This is a genomic window from Nonomuraea sp. NPDC003707 (assembly GCF_053587055.1).
On sequence record NZ_JBSFNK010000006.1, the window covers coordinates 81,473 to 102,632 of the forward strand.

Consider the following 21,160-nt stretch of genomic DNA (forward strand, 5'->3'; position numbering starts at 1 on the left):
CCCGCTTACAGGGGCGGGAAGTTCGGCGGGCGTCGCTCCAGGAAACTGGCGACGCCCTCCGCGAAGTCGGGGCGGTCGAAGGAGGCCATCATCTCCCGTACGGCCGCCTTGGCGGAGTCCTCCAGGGTGGCATCCCAGTCGTGCCACACCTGCCGCTTGATCACCGCCATGGACGCCGGCGAGCTGTAGGCCGCGAGCTCCCGGGCGTACGCCTGCGCCTCGGAGAGCAGGCTCTCCCCCGGCACGACCCGGTTGACCAGCCCGAGCTCGTACGCCTCGGCCCCGGTGAACACCCGCCCCGACAGCAGGACGTCCATGGCCCGCTGCTGCCCCATGAGCCTGGGCAGCACCCACGACAGCCCGTACTCCGCGATCAGCCCCCGGCGCGGGAACGCCGTGGTCCACTTGGCGTCCGCGGCCGTGAAGACGAGGTCGCAGACGAGCGCGTGCACCATGCCCAGCCCTGCGCAGGCCCCGTTGACGGCGGCGATGATCGGCTTGCCGATCGTGGTCGGGAACGTGTTGGGCCGCGGGTCGGGCTCCACGTCGTAGGTGCCGTTCTGGATCGCCGCCAGCGCCTTGAAGTCCGCGCCCGAGCAGAACCCCTTGCCCGCGCCCGTGACCACGACGGCCCGCACCTCCGGGTCCTTCTCGGCCTCCGCCAGCAGGTCGAAGTAGCGCCGTCCCAGGGCGTCCGTCCACGCGTTGAGGGTGTCGGGACGGTTGAAGGTCAGTGTGAGTACGCCCTGGTCGAGGGATGAGAGCACGAGTTCTGCCATGCCCTAACCGAACCATGTTCTAGGCCGGGAAGGCAAGGACGGCGGCTGGCGGTGATGGACGAAGGCGGGGCTCAGGACGCTGGTGTCGTAGTAGCGGTGGAAGACGGGGGTGACGCCGCCCGACATCGGGGGCACGATCCACGACCAGTCCGCCGGGCAGACACGGCCGGCCTTCTCCTCGCGCGACAGGTGGGTGAGGAAACGGCGCGACTCGGTGTGGTGATCGGTCATCGTCACCCCCTCCCGCTCGAACGAGTGCAGCACCGCCACGTTCAGCTCCACCAGCGCGTGGTCCCGCCACAGGGTCCGCTCGGTCGAGGTGTCCAGCCCGAGCCGCTCCGCGACGACCTTGAGCTGGTCGTACCTGTCGGCGTCCGCGAAGTTGCGGGCGCCGATCTCGGTGCCCATGTACCAGCCGTTGAAGGGCGCGCACGGGTAGCAGATGCCGCCGATCTCCAGACACATGTCGGAAATAGCCGGAACGGCATGCCAACGCAGGCCCAACTCCTCGAACCACTGATACTCCGGATGCACCAGCGGCACCTCCAGCACGACGTCACCCGGCAGGTTGCACAGCAGCGGATCGCCTAGGCTCGGCTGGATGATCACCGGCAGCACGTCGAACCGGCCGGACCTGCCCTGCCAGCCCAGCGCCTTGGCCAGGTCGGTGAGCTCCGCGTTGTGCGGGTCCCCCACGATGCGGCCCTCCCGGGTGCGGTGGCCCGCGTACCGGATGAGCTGGTCGTTCAGGATCCGGGGGCCGGGCAGCGCCGGGGTGTCGGGCGGCAGGACGGTCACCGTGGGCCTGATCCTGCCGTTCCCGGTGGCCACCCGCAGGTGCTCGACGCACTCCAGGGCGACCCCCTCGGCCGTGGTCACCTGCCTGCGGTCGCGCACCTTCAGCGAACGCCAGTAGAGCCGTCCGATGCACCGGTTGCTGTTGCGCCAGGCCACCCGGGCGCCGAACTCCAGCTCCTCGTACGTGTGGGTGTAGGTCCCGTGGCGGGCCACGTCTCTGGAGACGTCGCGCAGCCGGGCGTGCAGGCCTCCGGCCTGGGGGTTCTCGGCGTGGAAGAGCCTGATGAAACGCTCCGCCTCGCGGAAGTCGGTGGTTCGCTCAAGCACTGCCTGCACGGTCAGGGCATCGAAGGGGCGCAGGCTCGTAATCCAGGTACGCACGCGGCAATCAGCACTTCTCCGTCATCGGATCGCCCCGCCGATTCCGGGTCGGCGACACGTCCTGGCGGCGGCGCCCTCTCCTCGCCCCCGTCGACCTGCCCGCGGCTCCCGGCCCAGAGGACCGGTAACCCATCCTTACCAGCCGCTCTCAGCTTTGTCCCGCCAAACCATGAAATGAGTGCGCCCCGGAAGGCTCCGGGGCGCACTCAGCGACTAACGGCTCGCGTAGTCCCTCCACACGCACGTGAGGTGGACGACGCGGCTGCGGTGCCAGCGCTTGCCGACCTTGACCTTGTACGGCAGCTCCCCGGCCGGGACGCTGATCGACAGCCGGTCCGCGGGCAAGGTCGTCACGCCGTCCACGGTCACGGGCTGGGTCGGCTCGATGTACTCCTCGTCCACGAGCTCGGCCACCCGGGCCTTGGAGAACTTGACGACCTTGCCGTCGGTCAGCCAGCACGTGAGCGGGCCGGCCGGGAGGTCCGGCTCGCCGTGGACCCTGACCAGCCCTTCGCCGCGCACCTCGATCGGACCGTCGTCGGCCAGCGCGGACCCGGCCATGCCGGCGAGCCCGAGGGTGACGGCGGTGAGGACGACGGCGGCGCGTCGCTTGAACATTGGGGTCTCCTTCCCCGATTCGATGAGACAGCCCGAGGGTGGCGCGGCGCACCTGAAGGAGGGCTTAAGGCACCCGAAGTGATCTTCAGGTACGCCGCGCTGTCGGATCGCTGACGACCGGCGTCCCGGAAAGTTCTTCAAAGAAATCCGGGAGGCGGTGTCGGATCGGGGCGGCGGTGTTCGTAGCAGGGGTGAGCCGCACGCAAGGGTGCGGCGCCGAGGTGGAAGGAACCGCGATCATGAAGCTTGGTCGAGTCGCGGGTCGACTCCAAGGGCGTGACGACCCAGGTCTACCGGCCGGCCGGGCGCCCGCCGTATGCAACGCCTTGAAGCCCGTGACCGGCACTGTCTTGACACCACAGGAGATGATCCTCAGATGCAGTACCTGATTTCCGTGATCCACGACCAGGCCGGCCTCGCCACCCCGGACGAGGACGCTGCGATCGACGTGTTCAACGACCGGCTCCACACCGATGGCCACTGGGTCTTCGCCGGTGGCCTCGCCTCGCCCGACACGGCCACCGTCATCGACAACCGGGCTGGGGAGGCGATGGTCACCGACGGGCCCTTTCTGGAGTCCAAGGAGTACCTCGCCGGCTTCTGGATCATCGAGGCCCCCGACCTCGACGTGGCGCTCAAGCTGGCAGCCGAGGGGTCGAAGGCCTGCAACCGGAAGGTCGAGGTGCGGCCGTTCCAGTGAACAGGATCGACGTCCGCGAGGCGATCACCCAGGCCCACCATGAGGAGTGGGCCCGGGTGGTCGCCTCCCTTACCAGGCGCTTCGGCGACCTCGACATCGCCGAGGAGGCGGCCGCCGAGGCGTTCGCGACCGCCGTCCAGCGATGGCCGGCCGACGGCGTGCCCCCCAACCCCGGCGCCTGGCTGACCACCACCGCCAACCGCAAGGCCATCGACCGGATCCGGCGCGAGAACAAGCGCGACGACAAGCACAAGGAGGCTCAGATGGTGTACGACGACGACCGGCCCGAGCCTGTCGGCGTCATCGACGACGACCGGCTCCGGCTGATCTTCACCTGCTGTCACCCGGCGCTGGCGATGGAGACCCGCGTGGCGCTGACGCTGCGCATGGTCGCCGGCCTGACCATGCCCGAGATCGCCCGCGCCTTCCTGGTGGCCGAGAGCGCCATGGGGCAGCGGATCACCCGCGCGAAGGCCAAGATCAAGGCGGCGCGCATCCCCTATCGGGTGCCGTCCGCGGAGGATCTCCCGGCGCGCGTCTCCGGCGTCCTCGCCGTCCTCTACCTCGTCTTCAACGAGGGCTACCTGGCCACCAGTCCCGACACCGATCCCGTACGGCACGAGCTGACCGCCGAGGCGATCCGGCTCACCCGCCTGATCCGTGCGCTCCTGCCGGACGACGGTGAAGTGGCCGGACTGCTGGCGCTGATGCTCCTAACCGAGGCCCGCCGCCCCGCCCGGGTCTCGGCGGGCGGCGAACTGGTCGCTCTCGACGAGCAGGACCGTGGGGCCTGGGACGCGGCGCTGATCGCCGAGGGTCACCGGCTGGTGCGCGAGCGCCTGGCCGCTGCCGCCGCCGGGGTGGCTCCGGGTCGCTACCAGATCCTCGCGGCGATCAACGCCGTGCACACCTCCGCCCGCGACATGCGCGACACCGACTGGTCGCAGGTCCTCGCCCTCTATGACCAGCTCGTCCGCCTCGACCCGTCGCCGATCATCGCCCTCAACCGGGCCATCGCGGTCGCCGAGCTCGACGGCCCGGAGGTGGCACTGGCGGCCGTCGACCGTCTTGAGCCCAGGTTGGCCGGCTATCACGCCTACCACGCCACCCGCGCCGACCTGCTGCGCCGGCTGGGCCGCGGCGGGGAGTCGCGCGCGGCCTACGACAAAGCCATCGAACTGGCGGGCAACACCGCCGAGACCGCCTCCCTGACCCGCCGCCGCGACCAACTGCGGTAGCGCCCACGGACGCATCTCGCACGGGAGGCGATCCTCAACCGGAGCACCCGCCCGGCGCTCCATCCGCCGCCGATACGCCGAGGACGAGGTGTCCCTGGCCGACCTGGCCAGCGTCGGACGCCCCACCATCCATGGTTGCGGTCCTTCGAGGAAAGGGGGAGACGTGCCCCACCCGAGGCCGACGCGCAGGCATGTCCCCTACGGACGCACCTCCCGGCCGGAGCGAGGGGCCGTCGGGTCCGGAAGGAGCCAACAGTCTGGGGACGGGCTCACGGGTGACGGTGGACGAGGCCGAGGTCCAGGGCGGCCAGGACGGCCGAGGTGCGGTCGGAGACGCCCAGCTTGCCGAACACCCGCAGCAGGTACGTCTTGACCGTCGCCTCCCCGATGAACAGCCGCCGGCCGATCTCCCCGTTCGTGAGCCCCTGGGCCACCAGCTCCAGGACCTCCCGCTCACGCTCCGACAGCACGGGCACGGCGGGCCGCCGCCCGGCCAGCCGCGCGGCGACCGACGGCGAGAGCACCGTCCGGCCGCCCGCCGCCGCCCGCACGGCCGACGCCAGGTCCGCCCGTGACACGTCCTTCAGCAGGTATCCGGCCGCGCCCGCGGAGACGGCCCGCAGGATCTCCCCGTCGTCCTCGTACGTCGTCAGCACGATGACCCGGTGGCCGGGCCCCAGCCGTTCGATGGCGCTGACCCCGTCCCCGCCCGGCATGCGCAGGTCCATGAGGGTCACGTCGGGCCGCAGCCGGGGCACGACGACCACGGCCTCGTCCCCCGACCCGGCCTCGCCGACCACCTCCAGGTCCGGCTCGGCCTGCAGCATCCCGCGCAGCCCTTCGCGGACGATCGGATGGTCGTCGACGATCATCACCCTGAGCATGGCAGCTCCACCACGAGCGTGCTCCCCTGGCCGGGCGAGCCGGTGATCCGGACGGTGCCGCCGAGCCGGGTCACCCGGTTGCGCATCGCGCGCAGGCCGTACCCGTCGCCGCCGGTCGAGGGGTCGAAGCCGCGCCCGTCATCGGAGATCGACATCCGTACGGCCGGGCCCGGCACGTGTTCGAGGGCCAGCCGTACGGAGCGGGCGCGGGCGTGCTTGCGTACGTTGGCCAGCCCTTCCTGGGCGGCCCGCACCAGCGTCTCCGCCACGAGGGCGGGCGCGTCGGCGGTCCCGGCGACGCTCACCTCCACGGGCAGCTCGAACCCCTTGGCCAGCCGCCCCAGCGCCTCCTCCAGCGAGGCTCCCTCCAGCGCGGGCGGCGCCAGGGCGGCGATGAGCGCGCGGGTCTCGGACAGGTTCTCCTTGGCCGTCTCCATGGCACGCCGCACGTACGGGTCGTGCCCGTCCCCTGCGGCCTGCAGCAGCATCATGATGCTCGCGAACCCCTGGGCCAGCGTGTCGTGGATGTCACCGGCCAGCCGCTCGCGTTCGGCCAGCATCCCGGCCTCCTTGCTCACCTCGGCCAGCTCATCCCGGGTGCGGTCGAGCTCCGCGATCAGCCGGGCCCGCTCGGTGTTCTGCCGCCCGAGCCGGTCGATGAACACCCCCAGCAGCGTACTGGCCGACAGTCCGAGAACGATCGCCACCGCGATCAGCAGCGGGTGCGAGCCGTTCTCCGCCATGAGCTGGATCGCGGGCCCGGTGAACATGGCCACCGTCACGGCCACGGCCCGCGCCCGCCGCAGCGCCATGAACGTCATGGGGATCAACGCCGACAGCGCGACGGCGGACTGCGACGCGAGCAGGTTGGCCGCGGTGAACAGGACGAGCATCGCGGCGGCGTGCCACCACCCCTCCTTGGTGGGCGCGACCGGCGCCCGCACGGCCTTGCGGCCCCACAGCGCGTACGAGACGGCGATCAGGAGCAGCAGGATGATGGCGGCCGGCGCCCCGTCGTCCACCACGATGGTGATGATGGTCGCGATCAGCACGATCGCGAAGTACGCGTCCCAGAAGGGATAGGAACGCAACCAGGCGTTCTCCGCCCGCGCGTCCACGGGACTGCCCATGATCGACATTTTACCGGGAGCATGTCCACCGATCGGGGGACAGACCCCTGTCCTGCGCCACGCGATCGTGTGCATATGACCCAGAAGACATATCCCCGCCTGATGCTCGCCCTGACCGTGATCTACGGGCTGGTGATCGCCCTGCTCGCGCTGCTCCAGACCGGCGGGGTCGGCGTCGTCGCCATCGTCGGCGGCGTCATCGTCGGCCTCGGCTGGGCGCTGACCGGCATCCTCGCCAAACGCCCCTCCTGACCACCGCCATCGCCGCCAGTCCCCGCAAACGCGAAAGGCCCCCGGGAAGGGGGCCTTTGGTGTGGCTCCCGCGATAGGACTCGAACCTATAACCTGCCGGTTAACAGCCGGCTGCTCTGCCGTTGAGCTACGCGGGATCGTGCGTCTGCGCATTTCCTCGGGGCTGTCGGCCCCTCCGTCGTGCGCAGGAATAGATTAGCGCACTCCTGGAGTGCGTGTCGCATCGTAAGCGGGGTAGGCCCGGAGACAGCGGAGGTGCAAAATGCGTTATCGAGTGACATTCGCTGTGGGTCTGGCGATCGGCTACGTGCTGGGCAGCCGGGCCGGGCGCGAGCGGTACGAACAGATCAAGCGGACAGCCCAGCGCGTCGCCGACAGCCCCAGGGTGCAGGAGGTCGCCGGGGTGGTGGGCGCGCAGGCGTCGAGGCTGGCCGGGGTGGCCAAGTCGAAGGTGGGGGCGACGTTGCAGCACCGCATCCCGTTCCTCAGTGCCGACAACCACCACCCCGACACGGGCACGGGCTGGCCTGAAGAGGACATCGTGGACAAGAAGGCCCGCGAGAGCGGCATCCCCTACTGATCCGGTAGAGCAGGGCAGGGCATGGGCGTCACACGCCCATGCTCCGCCGCAGCCCTTCCAGGGCCTGTTCGGCCTGCGCGCGCAGGCCCGGGTCCTCGGGGTCGAGGCCGTCGTCGAAGACGAAGGTCCAGCCGCGCACCTCGCCGCCGGGCCGGCGCCTGGCCACCAGCCGCACCCCGCCCCTCCCCGGGAGTTTCACGTGCTTGTTGACCACGATCGTGGAGTTGACGCGCTCCCGCACGGTCTCGGGCAGCATCCGCGGGTCGGTGATCCGCTCGGCGTGTCGCGTGCCGTCCGTGGTGAGGATCCGCACCCCGTCGTCGTCCCACGACGCCTTGTCGACCATCTCGTACGGCACCCGCGTCCCGTCCGTCAGGTAGAGGGCGAGGTTCGTGGCCACCACATAGCCGGAGACCGCCCCGGCGGCGAACGTCAGCACCCGCTCCCCGGGCTCGGTGGCCAGGGACTTGCGCACGTCGGCGGGCAGGCGGCGGAAAATGCTCATTCCTCCACGTTATCGGCGAGCAGATCGAGGGTGAGCGCCGCGCTCCACGAGAAGTCCCTGCACCCGCGCCCGCTGCCGTCGAAGGGGTCGAAGCACTCCCGGAACCCGGCCTGCCGGACCAGTCGCAGGGTGCCGTTGGCGAGCTGCTGGCCGAGCTGGTCGAGCGAATGCACGGCCGCGGCCCTGCGCAGCAGCCAGTTGGTGTTCACCCAGGAGGGGCCGCGCCAGTAGCGCGTACGGTCGAACTGAGGGGCCCGGATCTCGCAGCTCGGCACCGGATAGCCGGTGGCCCCCATGAACCTGGCCGACTCCAGCACCTCCACCGCCGCGTGCAGGTGGTCGCTGGGCAGCCCGGGATCCAGCAGCGGCCCGAACCCGCCCACCGTGCAGACCCGGATCAGCCGGTCGGTCCGCAGGTCGCGGGCGTAGAAGCAGCCGTCCCACAGGCGGTCGAGCATGGCCTGCCTGATGCGGTCGGCCTGCTCGGCGTGCGGTACGGGGTCGGCGCCCGCCAGCGGCGCCAGCTCGGCCAGGGCCTGGCAGGAGGCCAGCCAGATCCCGTTGAACATCGGGTCCTCGATCGCGAACGGATGCTCGTCCCGCAGGTATTCGGCCCGGTATCCGGCGTCCCGGTAGCGCATGGCCAGCCAGACGTAGCGGTCGTGGTCGCTGTCGGGGTGGCGCTGCTCGAGCTCCACGTGGCGGTAGCCGTACCTGATCGCGGGCAGCGCGTTCAGGGCCTCGTCCCAGGAAGGGCTGTCGTCCATGCCCGACTCCCAGGGGTGCACGATCGCCGCCAGGCCCGCGCCGCCGAGATCGCGGGCCGAGGAGAGGTAGGCGTGCTGGGCCACCAGCGCCGGGTACGCCTCCCTGACGAACGCGACGTCGCCGGTGTGCCGGTAGAACCACCACAGCGCCAGCGCGTGCAGCGGCGGCGAGGTGAGCCCCGAGGTGAGCACGCGTGGCGCGGCCTCGTGCTCCTGCGAGCGCCACACGGACGGGCCCGGGAAGTACGCCTCGCGCGTGTGGAAGACGATGTGCGGCACCATCCCGGTCGCCCACTGCCCCCGCAGCAGGCTGAGCAGCTCGTCGCGGGCCCGGTCCGGCCGGTGCCTGGCCAGACCGATGACGACGAACGCGGAGTCCCAGCTCCATTGGTGCGGATAGAGACCTGGCGCGGGCACGGTGCCCGTGCCTGTCCAGTTCGCCTCGAGCACGGCCAGTGCCTCGCGCCCGAGCGCGGCATCGTCGACCGCCGGCCGCGCCTCCATCACACAACTATGCCTGGGGAAACCCCAAGACGCTATGTCCTCTTGACCCACTTCGACAGGAGCATGACGCCGAACGCCACGGCACCGATGATCAGTCCCCACTTGAGCAGCGTGAGCGCGAAGCCCACAAGGGGCCCGAGAAGTACGAGTGCGGCCACGACAGCCGCGATGATCAGCAGAATTCGTCCCATGCCTGCAACGGTAAAAGATCCTTTAAGCGAATTGCAGGCGATGCAGGGTTGAATCAGGGACAAGTCAGGGTCACCCCTACTCTTGGAACCAACCGGCCGATCCCCCCGTTGTGCCGGTAGGAGCAAGGGTTCGGGGGAGGCCTGCTTCACGGGGAGCGTGATGAGCCTGGGACCACCTATGAGCAGGGAGGGCGTCGAGCACGCACTGCGCGCTCGAGCCGACGAACGCGACCGCGTCTCCGGCGACCTGCTCGATCTCGAATCCCACACCACCTATCAGCTGCTCAAGGGAGCCTCCTTACGCGGGGAGACGCAGCGGAGATGGGCCGCGGCGCAGGAGTCGCTGGCCACGCTGTGGTCTCTGAACGACGCGTACCGGGCGGTGCTGCGCGACGCGGAGCAGATCAGGGCCACGCGCGCCAGGCTGACCCCCGAACAGCTGAGCCGGCTGACGGAGCTGCTGGCGGGCCCGTCCGTGGTGCTGCGGGCCACCGCCAAGCCTGTCGAGCAGCGCTCGCTGCTCCCCCAGAAGGACGAGCGGCTGACCCTCGACCAGACCCTGACCCGGATGGACGCCGCCTTCCGCGAGGTCACCTCCACGCTCAACGACATCGACGCGGTGTGGAACGCCGTGCTGCCCCGCCTCGACGGCGCCGACAGCGACCTGCGCCACATCCGCGACCTCGAACGCCAGTTGGGCGAGGGCGCCGACCTGACCGCGCAGGAGGCCGAGCTGAAGCGGCTGCGCGGCTCGGTGCTCGAAGACCCGCTGGGCCCGTCCGCGGAGCCGGACCTCGACCGGCTGACCCGGCTGCTGGCCGGCTCCCGCGCTGAGCTGGAGCTGGCGCTCACCGTCAAGGACGAGTTCGCCAGGCGGCGGGAGGACCTCGTGGCCGCGCTCGACCGGGTACGGGCGGCCGAGAGCGAGGCCAGGCTGGCCCACGGCGCGGTCGTCGTGAAGATCGCCCTGCCGCCGCAGGCCCAGCCGCGCGGCCGGGCCGAGTCCCTGGCCGCCGAACTGGACGCGCTCGACGCCTCGGCCGACACCTGGGTACTGCGGGCCAAGCGGCTGGCGGCGCTGGAGGAAGAGGCCCGCAAGGCCGCCGAGCAGTCGCAGGCCACGGCCAAGGCGCTCTACGGCCTGGTCAGCAGGCGTGACGAGCTGCGCGGGCGGCTCGGCGCCTGCCAGGTGATGGCGGTGCGCAAGGGCCTGGCGGAGGACCCGGCGGCCTCCGAGCTGTTCGAACGGGCGCGCGTGCTGCTGTGGACCGCGCCCTGCGATCTGACGAGGGCGGCGGCGGCCGTCGAGACGTACCAGCGCGCGATCCACGGAGGTAAGCCATGACCCGCTGCGCGCAGCCGGGCTGCACGGGCACGATCGAGGACGGCTACTGCGACCTGTGCGGCCACTCGGCGAGCACGCCGGCGCCGCCCGTTTCTGTGCCCGTTTCCGGGCCCGTTTCGGTCCCCCTGCAGACACAGCCGGTGAGCCGGTCGGTCACCTCTCCGGTGAGCAGCGGCAGGTCGCGGCCCGGCGTGCTGGCCACCATCGCCGACCTGCCGTCGGTGCCCTACCGCGACCCGGCCACCGCCGTGATGGCCGACCCCGTGGTGGCCGAGAACAAGCGGTTCTGCGCCAACCCGGCGTGCGGGCAGGAGGTCGGGCGCTCCAGGGAGGGCCGGCCGGGGCTGACGGACGGGTTCTGCCCGCACTGCCGCACGCAGTTCTCGTTCACCCCCAAGCTGGACAAGGCCGACCTGGTGGCGGACCAGTACCGGGTGCTGGGCTGCCTGGCGCACGGCGGGCTCGGCTGGATCTACCTGGCCTCCGACGAGAACCTCGACGGCATGTGGGTCGTGCTCAAGGGCCTGCTCAACACCAACGACGCCGAGGCGCTGGCGGCGGCGGAGGCCGAGCGGAAGTTCCTCACCACGGTCGACCACCCCAACATCGTCAAGATCCTCAACTTCCAGCGCTCCGGCGGCTTCGGCTACATCGTCATGGAGTACGTCGGCGGCCAGTCGCTGCACGAGCTGCGCCGCCAGGGCCCGGTGCCGCTGCGCGAGGCCCTCATGTACGGCCGGGAGATCCTGCAGGCGTTCGCCTACCTGCACGAGCACGGCATGGTCTACTGCGACCTCAAGCCGGCCAACGTGATCAGGGTCGGCAAGCGGCTCAAGCTCATCGACCTGGGCGCGGTGCTGCCCATCGGCGCGCCGCCGGGCTCGGGCTGGGCCACGCCCGGCTACCACGGCCCCGAGGTGGAGACCCACGCCGCCGCCGCCACCGCCGACCTCTACACCGTGGCCAGGACGCTGGCGGTGCTGGCGATCCCGGGCTTCTCCCCGTACGCGAACGGCGTGGCCACCCCGCTGCCCGAGGACTGCGGGCACCCGTCGTTCACCCGGCTGCTGCGCAAGGCCACCGCCGTCAATCCCGCCGACAGGTTCCAGAGCGCGGAGGAGATGGAGGAGCAGCTCGTCGGGGTGCTGCGGGAGGTCAGCGCCATCGAGGACAAGGTCCCGTACCCGGCGCCCTCGCCGATGTTCGGGCCCGAGCGCGGCGCCGTGGGCACGGCGCTGGCGGAGGAGAGCGACGTGGTGTTCGGGCCGCTCGACCCGGTGGCCGTCGCGCAGGCGCTGCCGGTGCCGCTGGTCGACCCCGCCGACGCGGCGGCGGGCGCGCTGGCCGGGCTGCTGGGCAGCGACGGCAAGGAGCTGATGGACCAGCTCGCTGCACTGCCGAAGACGCCCGAGACGAAGCTGATGCGGGCCAGGCTGCTGGCCGAGGGGGCCGCGGCCGAGGCCCCCGTCGCGCTGAACGAGCTGGACATCGAGCTGCCCCGCGACTGGCGGGTGACCTGGTACCGCGGGGTGCTGTGCCTGACCACGGGACGGCCGGAGGAGGCCGTCGCCATGTTCGACGCGTGCCTGTCGGCGCTGCCCGGCGAGCTGGCGCCGAAGCTGGCGCTGGCGTTCGCGCTGGAGTGCGCGGGCAAGCCCGCCGCCGGCTGGTACGAGGCCGTGTGGCGGACCGACCACTCGTACGTGAGCGCGGTGTTCGGGCTGGCCAGGTCGGGCCGGATGAGCGTGCTCGACGAGGTGCCCACCCATTCGGTGCACCGGGCGCGGGCGCAGGTGGCGCTGGCCGTCTCCGTCGTACGGGGGGCCGACCTGAGCAGGCTCACCACGGACGACCTGGTGGGCTCGGCCGACCGGCTGGCCAAACAGGCCGACCTCGACCCGCGCCGCCGCGACGTGCTCACCGCCGAGCTGCTCACCTCGGCGCTGACCTGGCTCGAGAGCGGCTCGCCGCCGAAGGGCGCGCGACTGGCCGAGGCGCCGTTCACCGAGCAGGGGCTGCGCCGGCGGCTGGAGTCGATCTTCCGCAAGCTGGCCGTCGCGGCCGAGTCCCGCCAGGAGCGCCACGCCCTCATCGACCAGGCGAACGCGGTGCGCCCGAGGAGCTGGATCTAATGAGCTGTCCTGTGTGTGAGGCGCCCGTGCTCACGGGTGACATCTACTGCGAGGCGTGCGGGCACACCCTGGGCGCGCCGACCTGCGCGTCGTGCGGCGCGGCGGCCGTGGACGCCGAGGGCTACTGCGAGCGGTGCGGCCTGCGCCAGCCCACCGACAGGGACCACGCGGAGACCGTGATCGACGGCGGCGCGGCGGCCGTGACCGACAAGGGACTGCGCCGCAGCCGCAACGAGGACGCGGTGGCGCTGCTGACGTCCGGCGACGCGATCGTGACCGTGGTCTGCGACGGCGTGGGCAGCTCGCCCAGGGCCGACGAGGCGTCCGCGGTGGCCGTCGAGACCGCCTCGGCCGCGCTGGCCAGGGGGCTGGGTCAGGAGGAGGCGTTCGAGCTGGCCGGGCGCGCGGTGACCAAGCTCGCCACGTCCGTGGACGACGCCCCCGCCTGCACGTACGTCGCCGCCGTGGTCGAGCGGGGCCGGATCACGCTCGGCTGGGCCGGCGACACCAGGGCCTACTGGCTGCCGGGCCCGGCAGGCCGGCCCGGCGTCATGCTGACCGTGGACGACGCGATCGAGACCGGCGAGATCACCGGCTGGCTCGGCGCCGACGCCGTCGACGTCTCGCTCCACGTACGCACCCTCACCCCGGAGGAGCCCGGCCTGCTGCTCGTCTGCAGCGACGGCCTGTGGCGCTATCTGGACGGCTACGCCTTCCCCAGCTCCGGAACCCCCATCGACATGGCCCGCGAGATGCTGCGCCACGCGCTCGACTCCGGCGGCCAGGACAACGTGACCATCGCCTTGATCCCCCTAGGAGTGACGCATGGATGAGCAGCCGACCTTCACCTTGACGATCGACCAGAACAAGTACCTCTCCACCGACGGCCGCGACGTGCACGCCATCCTCACGGTCAGCTCCACCGGCGGCGTCACCACGCAGTCCGTCGCCGCCGAGGCGGCCGAAGTGATCATCATTGACACGTCCGGCTCGATGAGCGGCAGCAAGATCCGCGAGGCCAGGCAGGCGGCCACGACCGCCGTCCACACCCTGCGCGACGGGGTGTATTTCGCGGTGGTCGCCGGCACCGAGCGGGCCAAGGTCGTCTACCCCGGTGGCAACGCCAACCTGGTCAGGTCGAGCCCGGCCACCAGGGCCGAGGCCGAGCGGGCGATCAGCCGGTTGAGCGCGCACGGCGGCACCGCCATGGGCGAGTGGCTGAAGCTGGCCGGGCATCTCCTCTCGGCGCACCCGTCGGCGATCCGGCACGCGCTGCTGATGACCGACGGCCAGAACAACGAGCGGCCCGAGGTGTTCGCCTCCGTGCTGGCGGGCTGGAGCGGCAAGTTCGTGTGCGACTCCCTGGGGATCGGCGAGGACTGGGTGCCAGCCGAGCTGCGGAAGGTCGCGGAGGCCATGCTCGGCTCGTTCGACTACGTACGCAACCAAGGGGATCTGTCGGAGTTCTTCCGCAGGCTGACGCAGACGTCGATGAGCAAGACCGTGGCCGAGCTGTCGCTGCGGGTGTGGGTGCCGCAGACCGCGACGCTGAAGTTCGTCAAGCAGGTCTCCCCCACGCTGCTCGACCTGACCGGCAAGCGCACCGACGTGAACCCGCTGACCGGCGACTACCCGACCGGCTCCTGGGGCACGGAGGAGCGCGAGTACCACATCTGCGTGGAGGTGCCGCCGGGGCAGATCGGGCACGAGATCAGGGCCGGCTGGGTCAAGCTCCTACGCCCCGACACCCAGGAGGTCCTGGCCAGCGGGAACGTGCTCGCCCAGTGGACCGACGACCTGGCGCAGTCCACCCGGATCAACGGCAAGGTCGCCCACTACACCGGCCAGGCCGAGCTGCACGAGCTCATCCAGGACGGCCTCAGCGCCCGCGCCATGGGGGACGTCGACACCGCGACCGCCCGCCTGGCCAAGGCCCAGCAGCTGGCCGCCCAGTCGGGCCGCGAGGACACGGCCAGGCTGCTGGAGAAGGTGGTCGAGGTCGATCCGGCCACCGGCACGGCCAGGCTGCGCAGGAACGTGGACAAGGCCGATGAGCTCGAGCTCGACACCGGCTCCGTCCGTACCAGCCGGCTGCGCAAGGAAGGAAACTGATGGCCACCTGTCCGCAGGGGCACCCGTCAGGCGCCGACGACTACTGCGACGTCTGCGGCGCCCAGATGGGGGGCGCGCCCGCGGCCGCGCCCCAGCCCCAGGCTCCGGGCCCGTCGGTGGAGGCGTGCCCGGTCTGCCAGACGCCGCGCGCCGGGCAGTTCTGCGAGGTGTGCGGGCACGACTTCACCGGCGGCAGCGCGCCCGTCGCGGTCCCTGTGAGCGGGGTGCGGTTCGAGGCCGTCACGGCGGCCGACCGGACCTACTACGAGAAGGTCGTCGCCGAGGGCGGGCCCGACGCGACGGCGATGGCGTTCCCGCCGTACTGCCCCGAGCGCTCGTTCGCGCTGATGGGCGAGCAGGTACGCATCGGGCGGCGCAGCAGGGCCAGGAACGTGGCCCCCGAGATCGACCTGACCGGGCCGCCCGAGGACCCGGGCGTCTCCCACCTGCACGCTGTGCTGCTGGCGCAGCCGGACGGCTCGTGGCTGCTGGTCGACCCGGGCTCCTCCAACGGCACCCAGGTGAACGGCAAGCCCGTCAAGGTCAACGTGCCGGTCAGGGTCGGCGCGGGCGACCGGATCCACCTGGGCGCGTGGACCGTCATCACCATCAGGGAGGGCACGCCGTGACCCTCGCACAGCCCCAGGCGCCCCAGGCCCCCGCAGTGCCGGCGGCGGGCGGCCCGCCGCCGGTGCGCCGGAGCGTGCCCGGCAGGATCCGGGTCATCACCGGCATCACCGTCGCCTCGCTGGCGCTGCTCTTCGGGGCGCTCGCGGTCGGCAGCATGACCGCCCGCGATGGCCTGCAGGTCATCGGGCGCGACGCGGGTCCGCAGGTGGTCGCCACCGCCGATCTCTATCTGGCGCTGAGCGACATGGACGCGCAGGTGGCCAACGTGCTGGTCATGGGCGACCAGTACGCGCCGCAGCGCGCGCAGGCGCTCGACCGCTACGAGGCGGCGCGGTCCAGGGCCAACGAGGCGCTGATGCAGGCGCTGTCGCTGGCCGACACCAAGGCGGAGCAGGCGACGGTCCACGCGGTGCTCGACCGGCTGGGCCGCTACGAACGGCTGACCGGCCAGGCGCTGCTGCTGGACGAGCGGTCCAAGCACGCGCCGGGGCCGCCTCCCCAGGACGTGGTGCTCACCTACCGCGAGGCCACCAAGCTGATGCGGGTCGAGCTGCTGCCCCAGGCGTACAACCTGACCTTGGAGAGCGGCACGATCGTGCGCGCCACCTATGACGAGAAGGCCGTCATGGTGCCCCTGCTGCGGGCCGCCGTGGTGGTGGCCGGGCTGCTCGCGCTGGGCTGCCTGATCTGGCTGCAGGTCTTCCTCGCGCGGCGCTTCCGCCGGGTGTTCGGCCCGGCGCTGCTGGTCGCCACCGTGACGACCGCGGTCGCGCTGATCTCCGGGCTGACCGTGCTCGCGCAGGACGAGAACGCGTTGCGCACGGCGAAGTCGGCCGGGTTCGACTCGGTGCTGACGCTGGCCAAGGCGCGCTCGATCAGCAACAGCATGCAGGGCGACCAGAGCCGCTACCTGCTCGACAAAGAGTGGGCCGACACCTACGAGCACACGTTCCTGGACAAGGCGATGTCGGTCGTCTACCTCAAGGCGGGCAACCTGCGGACCTACCACGACCAGGTCGCCAAGGGTGACGACGACGTCCTCGGCCTGCTGGGGCCCGAGCTCGTCGGCAAGCAGGGCGACCAGGCGATGGAGGCGTACCGGAGTTTCCAGGCAGCCGACGGGAAGTTCCGCGAGCTGGTGGCGGGCGGCAGGACCAACGAGGCGGTCGCCGAGCGGCTCGGGCCGGTGAGCCAGGCGTTCGACGCCTATGACCGCGCGCTGGTGTCGCTGTCCGCCGGGCACCAGGCCGTGTTCACGCGGGCGATCGCGACCGGCGAAGGCTCGCTGGACAACCTGTGGCGGCTGCTGCCGTTCGCCATCGGCGCGATCGGCCTGCTGGTGATCGCAGGGGTGGGGCCACGACTCAAGGAGTACCGGTGAAGCGGGCGTTGGCAGCGGTGCTGGCCCTGTTCGCGACGGTCGTCGCGGGCTGCGGGACGGACGGGCAGGAATCGGTCCTGGACAAGGACCAGATCGTCATCGCGGTACGGCCCGACCTGCCGTCGGTCGGGTTCCGCCGCCCGGACGGCGGGTTCGAGGGCTTCGACGTGGACGTGGCCGCCTACATCGCGCGCAAGCTGCACAAGCAGGCCTCCTACATCCCCGTGCTGGCCGCCGACCGGGCGAAGGTGCTGACGGACGGCAAGGCCGACCTGGTGCTGGCCACGTTCACGATCGACCAGGAGCGCAAGAAGGACGTGCTGTTCGCGGGGCCGTACCACGTCTCCTACCAGGACATCCTGCAGCGGCCCGACGAGACGATCAAGAACGTGCGCGAGCTCAAGGGCCGCAGGATCTGCGCGGTCAAGGGCTCGAACGCGGCCCAGCGGGTCGTGGAGGAGCGCGAGGTGCCGGCGCAGCTGGTGCCGTTCGACGACTACAAGGCGTGCCTGACGGCGCTGAAGAGCAAGCAGGTCGACGCGGTCACCACCAACGACGTCATCCTGGCGGGGCTGGCCAACCAGGACGGGACGGGGCTGAAGCTGGCCAACGCGCAGTTCAACGAACAGCGCACCGGGGTGGGCATGCGCAGGAGCGACGTGGCCGGGTGCGAGGCGGTCAACCGGGCGATCACCGACATGTACCAGGACGGGACGACCGCGCGGCTGCTGCACCGGTGGTTCGGCAAGTCGGGGCTGGACCTGTCGACGGTCGCGGTGCCGCAGTTCGAGGGCTGCTCCTGACGGCCGCGGACATGGGAAGGGCCCGGGCGGCGAGGCCCGGGCCCGTTCCCTTGGGATCCCTCCGGATCAGTCCAGATAGTCCCTCAGCATCTGCGCCCGCGTCGGGTGCCGGAGCTTGGCCAGGGTCTTCGACTCGATCTGCCGGATGCGCTCCCGCGTGACCCCGAACTCCCTGCCCACCTCCTCCAGCGTGCGCGGATGACCGTCGGCGAGGCCGAAGCGGAGCTGGATGATGCGCTGCTCGCGGTCGGACAGCGTGGCCAGGATGTCGTCGAGCTGGTCCTGCAGCATGATGAAGGCCGCGGCCTCCATGGGCACGACGGCGTCGGCGTCCTCGATGAAGTCTCCGAGGTCGGAGTCCTCCTCACCGATCGGCGACTGCAGTGACACCGGCTCCTGGGCGATGCGCTGGATCTCCACCACGCGATCGACAGGGAGGTCCATCTCCTTGGCGATCTCCTCGGGAATCGGCTCGCGGCCGAGGTCCTGGTGGAGCTGGCGCTGCACGCGCACGAGCTTGTTGATGGTCTCCACCATGTGCACGGGAATGCGGATCGTCCGCGCCTGGTCGGCGATGGCCCTCGTGATCGCCTGCCTGATCCACCAGGTGGCGTAGGTGGAGAACTTGTAGCCCTTCGTGTAGTCGAACTTCTCGACCGCCCGGATGAGCCCGAGGTTGCCCTCCTGGATCAGGTCCAGGAACAGCATGCCGCGGCCCACGTACCGCTTGGCGATCGACACCACGAGCCTGAGGTTGGCCTCGATGAGCCGCTGCTTGGCCCGGGTGCCCTGCCAGACGAGCTCCCTGAACTCCGGGAAGGCCAGGCGCGAGACCCCGCTGCCCAGCTTGTCCTCGGCGAACAGACCGGCTTCGATCGACTTGGCGAGCTCCACCTCCTCCTCTGCGGTCAGCAAAGGCACACGGCCGATCTCCCGTAGATAAATACGGACCAGATCGCTGGTCGGCGCCCGCTTGGCAACGTCTTCCTCATCGGCGCGGGTGGATTCCTCGTCGCCCTGGGGCTCGAGGACCTCCACGCCGTTCTCGGCGAGCATGCGCACGACGCGTTCCAGCGCGTCGGACGGCAACTCGGATCGGTCAAGCGCGGCTGCGACGTCATCGACGGTTACGCTCCCGCGCTCTCTTCCCTTCGCGACGAGGTCCGCCACCTGATCTACCGATGGCGGACTGCTTGGCAGCACCGATGCACCCACGGGAGACAGTCTGCAGTATTGGTTCCATCAAATGGCAGACCCATTTTTGTCACCGAAGGTAAGACTAACGTCCTTACCGAATTGAGATCACTTAAAGGTTTAGCCGGAGTTTGATCAGGAAAGTAAAGTCAATTACGCGGTCTGGATTCCCGGCGCCCGGCGACACCCTCCGGCGGACGCAACTCTTTCGCTGCCCGGAAGTCGTCGGCCATCCTCTTTGTCGCTGTATTGGACCGCGCCAGGCTCCCGGGCTTTCCCTGGTCAACCGCCCTGATATCCCGCTTGTCATCGCGGCCGAACTGTTATCAACCGCCCGCGTGGTATGCCCGCTTCACAGGGGTTCGGTAGTCGTCCGCGACCTGGCTCGCGCCGCTGTCCACGTCGATCCGGACCAGCCGTGTCCGGCCGCCGCCGTCCACGCGGAGCGTCACCTCCCGCTCCCCCGTCCAGGTGGCGGCCGCCGGCTTCCGGACGGTGATCTTCTCGCTAACCTGCCTGCTCGCGAGGTCGTACACCACCAGGCCCGGGGCCTGGCCCGGCACGTACACGGCGATCCTGCGCCCGTCGGCCGCCAGCGCCGCGACCTTGCCGTCGCCGTCCCACGCGGGCAGGTTGAAGCCCACGATCTGGGGCGGAGTGTCGCGGCGGAGCGCGCGCCCACGCAGGTCCGTGACGGCCAGGTCGGTCGTCGAGCCGCTCCGGACCAGCAGCATCTCACCGCCGTCGCCGCTGAACCCGGCCGGGTTCCAGTTGAGGGGGGCCGGCAGCGAGCCGATCTTCTTGCCGGTGACGGCGTCGAACACGCGGCCCCGGTGGGAGCCGTCGTTGTCGAAATAGGCCAGCCGTCGGCCGTCCGGCGACAGCATCAGCGTCGTCTCGTCCACGCCCGCCTCGTTCCTGGGCTGCTTGATCGATCCCACGCGCCTGCCGGAGGGGTAGGTGACGAGGGCTCTGTCCGCCGCCCTGAAGTAGGCCATCCGGGCCCCGTCGGCGCTCACCGCGACCGGCCTGTTGCCCTCCCCCAGCGCCTTCAGCGTGCGCGTGGCGCCGCTGCGGAGCATGACCTGGAGCGTCCTGCCCTTGAGCGGCGCCGCGTAGCGGATCGGGTCGCTCGCGGCCCCCGCGGCCGGCGTGATCGCGAACGGCGCCAGCAGGGCGGCCGCGACGGCAAGGTGACTCACTCTCACTTCGGCACCCCCGCGTGGATCGTGTACTTGTCCACCTGCTTGGTGGCCCCCGTCGCGGGGTCGAGCGCGTAGACCCGGGTGGTCCGCTGCAACTCCTCGTCGGAGCCGACGACGCGGCGGAGCTCCAGCCGCCCGCCCGGCCCCCAGGCCAGGCTCGAGGTGCCCTGCGTCGCCTTGATCGGTCTGCCCTTGCCCGCCCAGGCGCGGGCCAGCAGGTCGTACGCCCGCACCCGCTCGGGCTGCTTGCCCGCCGTGGGCGGCCGCACCAGGAGCGTGTGGCCGTCGGCCGCCAGCACGAACTCGGAGTCCCTGGACACGACCTCCTGGGGCGGCGTGTCGGCGACCGGCTCGCCGTCCAGCGGGTACGCGAGCACCTCGATCGTGTTGTCGTCCTTCGCCCTGGTCGCGAGCACCTCGTCACCGTCGGCGCCGAACCCCTCCGGCACGTCGGTCACCGGAAGCGTCCTGACCGTCTGGCCGGTCGCCACGTCGACCACCATCGGCGCCCGCGGCTTCGCCGCCTCCGCGAAGCCGACCAGCAGGCGGCGGCCGTCGGGCGACAGGAACATGTCGACGTACTTGGTGCCCACGCCCTTGCCGTAGGCGGGCAGCACGGTCGCCTTGCCGCCGGGCCACCGCTCGACGACCACCCGGCCGTCGCGGGCCCTGACGTAGGCGATGGTGCCGCCGTCCCCGCTGACCTCGAACGGCGCCGGATCGTCCTCCACCTCGTCGGCCCGCGTCCCGTCGGCCTCGGTGGCGTACCGGGCGGCGGCGGGGAACTTCACCCAGCGGCCGTCGCGGAGGTAGAGGTACCAGGGGGCCTTCTTGCACGGGATGAAGTAGTCAGCGCCGCAGTTGGGCAGATGAGCGGCCCGGACCGGCGAGCTCTTGGCCGCCCCCGCCTCCGCCGTGCCGATCGCGCCCGCCACCATCGCCGCGGCCGCCAGCGCTCCCAGGGCCGACGTGATCTTGACTCTCACGCCGGTTTAGACCACTTCGCCGCCGCAAAGGTTGATCACAAACCC

General features: G+C 71.2%; 22 protein-coding genes and 1 tRNA gene. 11 read left to right on the forward strand and 12 right to left on the reverse strand.

Annotation, left to right across the window (positions count from 1 at the left end; translation table 11 throughout):
• Positions 1-5 precede the first annotated feature (5 nt).
• The 3 genes from ACWDRB_RS17270 to ACWDRB_RS17280 all read right to left on the reverse strand — a co-directional run bounded on the left by ACWDRB_RS17270 (position 6) and on the right by ACWDRB_RS17280 (position 2,576).
• The gene (locus ACWDRB_RS17270; protein WP_449894830.1) at positions 6-779 is read right to left on the reverse strand and encodes an enoyl-CoA hydratase-related protein; all 774 of its coding nucleotides are present in this window, start codon (positions 777-779) and stop codon (positions 6-8) included.
• 3 nt (positions 780-782) lie between these two features.
• Positions 783-1,904: a nitric oxide synthase oxygenase gene (locus ACWDRB_RS17275; RefSeq protein ID WP_449894832.1), complete on the reverse strand. Its 1,122-nt coding sequence runs from the start codon at positions 1,902-1,904 to the stop codon at positions 783-785.
• 267 nt (positions 1,905-2,171) lie between these two features.
• Complete coding sequence (locus tag ACWDRB_RS17280) at positions 2,172-2,576, reverse strand: hypothetical protein (protein WP_449894834.1); 405 nt, start codon at positions 2,574-2,576, stop codon at positions 2,172-2,174.
• A 376-nt stretch (positions 2,577-2,952) separates the two neighbouring features.
• Between ACWDRB_RS17280 and ACWDRB_RS17285 the strand changes: the two genes are divergently transcribed.
• Positions 2,953-3,276, forward strand: a complete 324-nt coding sequence (locus ACWDRB_RS17285) for a YciI family protein (protein WP_449894836.1) — start codon at positions 2,953-2,955, stop codon at positions 3,274-3,276.
• The gene (locus ACWDRB_RS17290; protein ID WP_449894839.1) at positions 3,273-4,514 is read left to right on the forward strand and encodes an RNA polymerase sigma factor; all 1,242 of its coding nucleotides are present in this window, start codon (positions 3,273-3,275) and stop codon (positions 4,512-4,514) included. The genes ACWDRB_RS17285 and ACWDRB_RS17290 overlap by 4 nt, the downstream gene beginning before the upstream one ends.
• 269 nt (positions 4,515-4,783) lie before the next feature.
• Here ACWDRB_RS17290 and ACWDRB_RS17295 read toward each other — a convergent pair whose 3' ends face one another.
• The gene (locus ACWDRB_RS17295; protein WP_449894841.1) at positions 4,784-5,398 is read right to left on the reverse strand and encodes a response regulator; all 615 of its coding nucleotides are present in this window, start codon (positions 5,396-5,398) and stop codon (positions 4,784-4,786) included.
• A complete protein-coding gene (locus ACWDRB_RS17300) occupies positions 5,386-6,528 on the reverse strand; it encodes a sensor histidine kinase (protein ID WP_449894843.1) in 1,143 nt (380 codons plus the stop codon). The genes ACWDRB_RS17295 and ACWDRB_RS17300 overlap by 13 nt, the downstream gene beginning before the upstream one ends.
• A 75-nt stretch (positions 6,529-6,603) precedes the next feature.
• On the opposite strand from ACWDRB_RS17300, the gene ACWDRB_RS17305 reads away from it, so the two are divergent.
• Positions 6,604-6,780, forward strand: coding sequence for a hypothetical protein (locus tag ACWDRB_RS17305; protein WP_355207971.1), 177 nt, complete (start codon positions 6,604-6,606; stop codon positions 6,778-6,780).
• Between the two features lie 62 nt (positions 6,781-6,842).
• On the opposite strand, the gene ACWDRB_RS17310 is transcribed toward ACWDRB_RS17305, so the two are convergent.
• Positions 6,843-6,917 (reverse strand) — tRNA-Asn (locus ACWDRB_RS17310).
• A 125-nt stretch (positions 6,918-7,042) separates the two neighbouring features.
• On the opposite strand from ACWDRB_RS17310, the gene ACWDRB_RS17315 reads away from it, so the two are divergent.
• Positions 7,043-7,360 carry a YtxH domain-containing protein gene (locus ACWDRB_RS17315; RefSeq protein ID WP_350725184.1) on the forward strand — a complete coding sequence of 106 codons (318 nt, stop codon included), beginning with the start codon at positions 7,043-7,045 and terminating at the stop codon, positions 7,358-7,360.
• A 28-nt stretch (positions 7,361-7,388) separates the two neighbouring features.
• Here the strand turns inward: ACWDRB_RS17315 and ACWDRB_RS17320 are convergent, their stop codons facing one another.
• From ACWDRB_RS17320 to ACWDRB_RS17330, 3 genes are read right to left on the reverse strand one after another with little or no spacing between them, the layout of a single operon-like run.
• Positions 7,389-7,865: a hypothetical protein gene (locus tag ACWDRB_RS17320; RefSeq protein WP_350725182.1), complete on the reverse strand. Its 477-nt coding sequence runs from the start codon at positions 7,863-7,865 to the stop codon at positions 7,389-7,391.
• On the reverse strand, positions 7,862-9,136 hold the full coding sequence (locus tag ACWDRB_RS17325; protein WP_449894846.1) for an amylo-alpha-1,6-glucosidase: 1,275 nt from the start codon (positions 9,134-9,136) through the stop codon (positions 7,862-7,864). The genes ACWDRB_RS17320 and ACWDRB_RS17325 overlap by 4 nt, the downstream gene beginning before the upstream one ends.
• Positions 9,137-9,168: 32 nt before the next feature.
• Positions 9,169-9,327, reverse strand: coding sequence for a hypothetical protein (locus tag ACWDRB_RS17330; protein ID WP_350725179.1), 159 nt, complete (start codon positions 9,325-9,327; stop codon positions 9,169-9,171).
• A gap of 178 nt (positions 9,328-9,505) precedes the next feature.
• On the opposite strand from ACWDRB_RS17330, the gene ACWDRB_RS17335 reads away from it, so the two are divergent.
• Genes ACWDRB_RS17335 through ACWDRB_RS17365 form a run of 7 tightly spaced genes read left to right on the forward strand, consistent with a single transcriptional unit; the run spans position 9,506 to position 17,730 of the window.
• The gene (locus ACWDRB_RS17335) at positions 9,506-10,672 is read left to right on the forward strand and encodes a hypothetical protein (RefSeq protein WP_449894849.1); all 1,167 of its coding nucleotides are present in this window, start codon (positions 9,506-9,508) and stop codon (positions 10,670-10,672) included.
• Positions 10,669-12,804: a tetratricopeptide repeat protein gene (locus ACWDRB_RS17340; RefSeq protein WP_449894851.1), complete on the forward strand. Its 2,136-nt coding sequence runs from the start codon at positions 10,669-10,671 to the stop codon at positions 12,802-12,804. The genes ACWDRB_RS17335 and ACWDRB_RS17340 overlap by 4 nt, the downstream gene beginning before the upstream one ends.
• Positions 12,804-13,637 carry a PP2C family serine/threonine-protein phosphatase gene (locus ACWDRB_RS17345; protein WP_449894853.1) on the forward strand — a complete coding sequence of 278 codons (834 nt, stop codon included), beginning with the start codon at positions 12,804-12,806 and terminating at the stop codon, positions 13,635-13,637. The genes ACWDRB_RS17340 and ACWDRB_RS17345 overlap by 1 nt, the downstream gene beginning before the upstream one ends.
• A complete protein-coding gene (locus ACWDRB_RS17350; RefSeq protein WP_449894855.1) occupies positions 13,630-14,916 on the forward strand; it encodes a vWA domain-containing protein in 1,287 nt (428 codons plus the stop codon). The genes ACWDRB_RS17345 and ACWDRB_RS17350 overlap by 8 nt, the downstream gene beginning before the upstream one ends.
• A complete protein-coding gene (locus ACWDRB_RS17355) occupies positions 14,916-15,545 on the forward strand; it encodes an FHA domain-containing protein (RefSeq protein WP_449894858.1) in 630 nt (209 codons plus the stop codon). The genes ACWDRB_RS17350 and ACWDRB_RS17355 overlap by 1 nt, the downstream gene beginning before the upstream one ends.
• Entirely contained in the window at positions 15,542-16,927 is a 1,386-nt protein-coding gene (locus tag ACWDRB_RS17360; RefSeq protein ID WP_449894861.1) for a hypothetical protein, read from the forward strand. Before ACWDRB_RS17355 ends, ACWDRB_RS17360 begins: the two co-directional genes overlap by 4 nt.
• The gene (locus tag ACWDRB_RS17365; protein WP_350725165.1) at positions 16,924-17,730 is read left to right on the forward strand and encodes a transporter substrate-binding domain-containing protein; all 807 of its coding nucleotides are present in this window, start codon (positions 16,924-16,926) and stop codon (positions 17,728-17,730) included. The genes ACWDRB_RS17360 and ACWDRB_RS17365 overlap by 4 nt, the downstream gene beginning before the upstream one ends.
• A 66-nt stretch (positions 17,731-17,796) precedes the next feature.
• Here ACWDRB_RS17365 and rpoD read toward each other — a convergent pair whose 3' ends face one another.
• The 3 genes from rpoD to ACWDRB_RS17380 form a co-directional block, all read right to left on the reverse strand.
• Positions 17,797-18,900 (reverse strand): RNA polymerase sigma factor RpoD, encoded by a 1,104-nt coding sequence (gene rpoD / locus ACWDRB_RS17370; protein ID WP_449894863.1) that lies wholly within the window; start codon positions 18,898-18,900, stop codon positions 17,797-17,799.
• 350 nt (positions 18,901-19,250) lie between these two features.
• Positions 19,251-20,132, reverse strand: coding sequence for a hypothetical protein (locus tag ACWDRB_RS17375; protein WP_449894865.1), 882 nt, complete (start codon positions 20,130-20,132; stop codon positions 19,251-19,253).
• Positions 20,129-21,115 carry a YncE family protein gene (locus ACWDRB_RS17380; RefSeq protein WP_449894868.1) on the reverse strand — a complete coding sequence of 329 codons (987 nt, stop codon included), beginning with the start codon at positions 21,113-21,115 and terminating at the stop codon, positions 20,129-20,131. The genes ACWDRB_RS17375 and ACWDRB_RS17380 overlap by 4 nt, the downstream gene beginning before the upstream one ends.
• Positions 21,116-21,160: the final 45 nt, after the last annotated feature.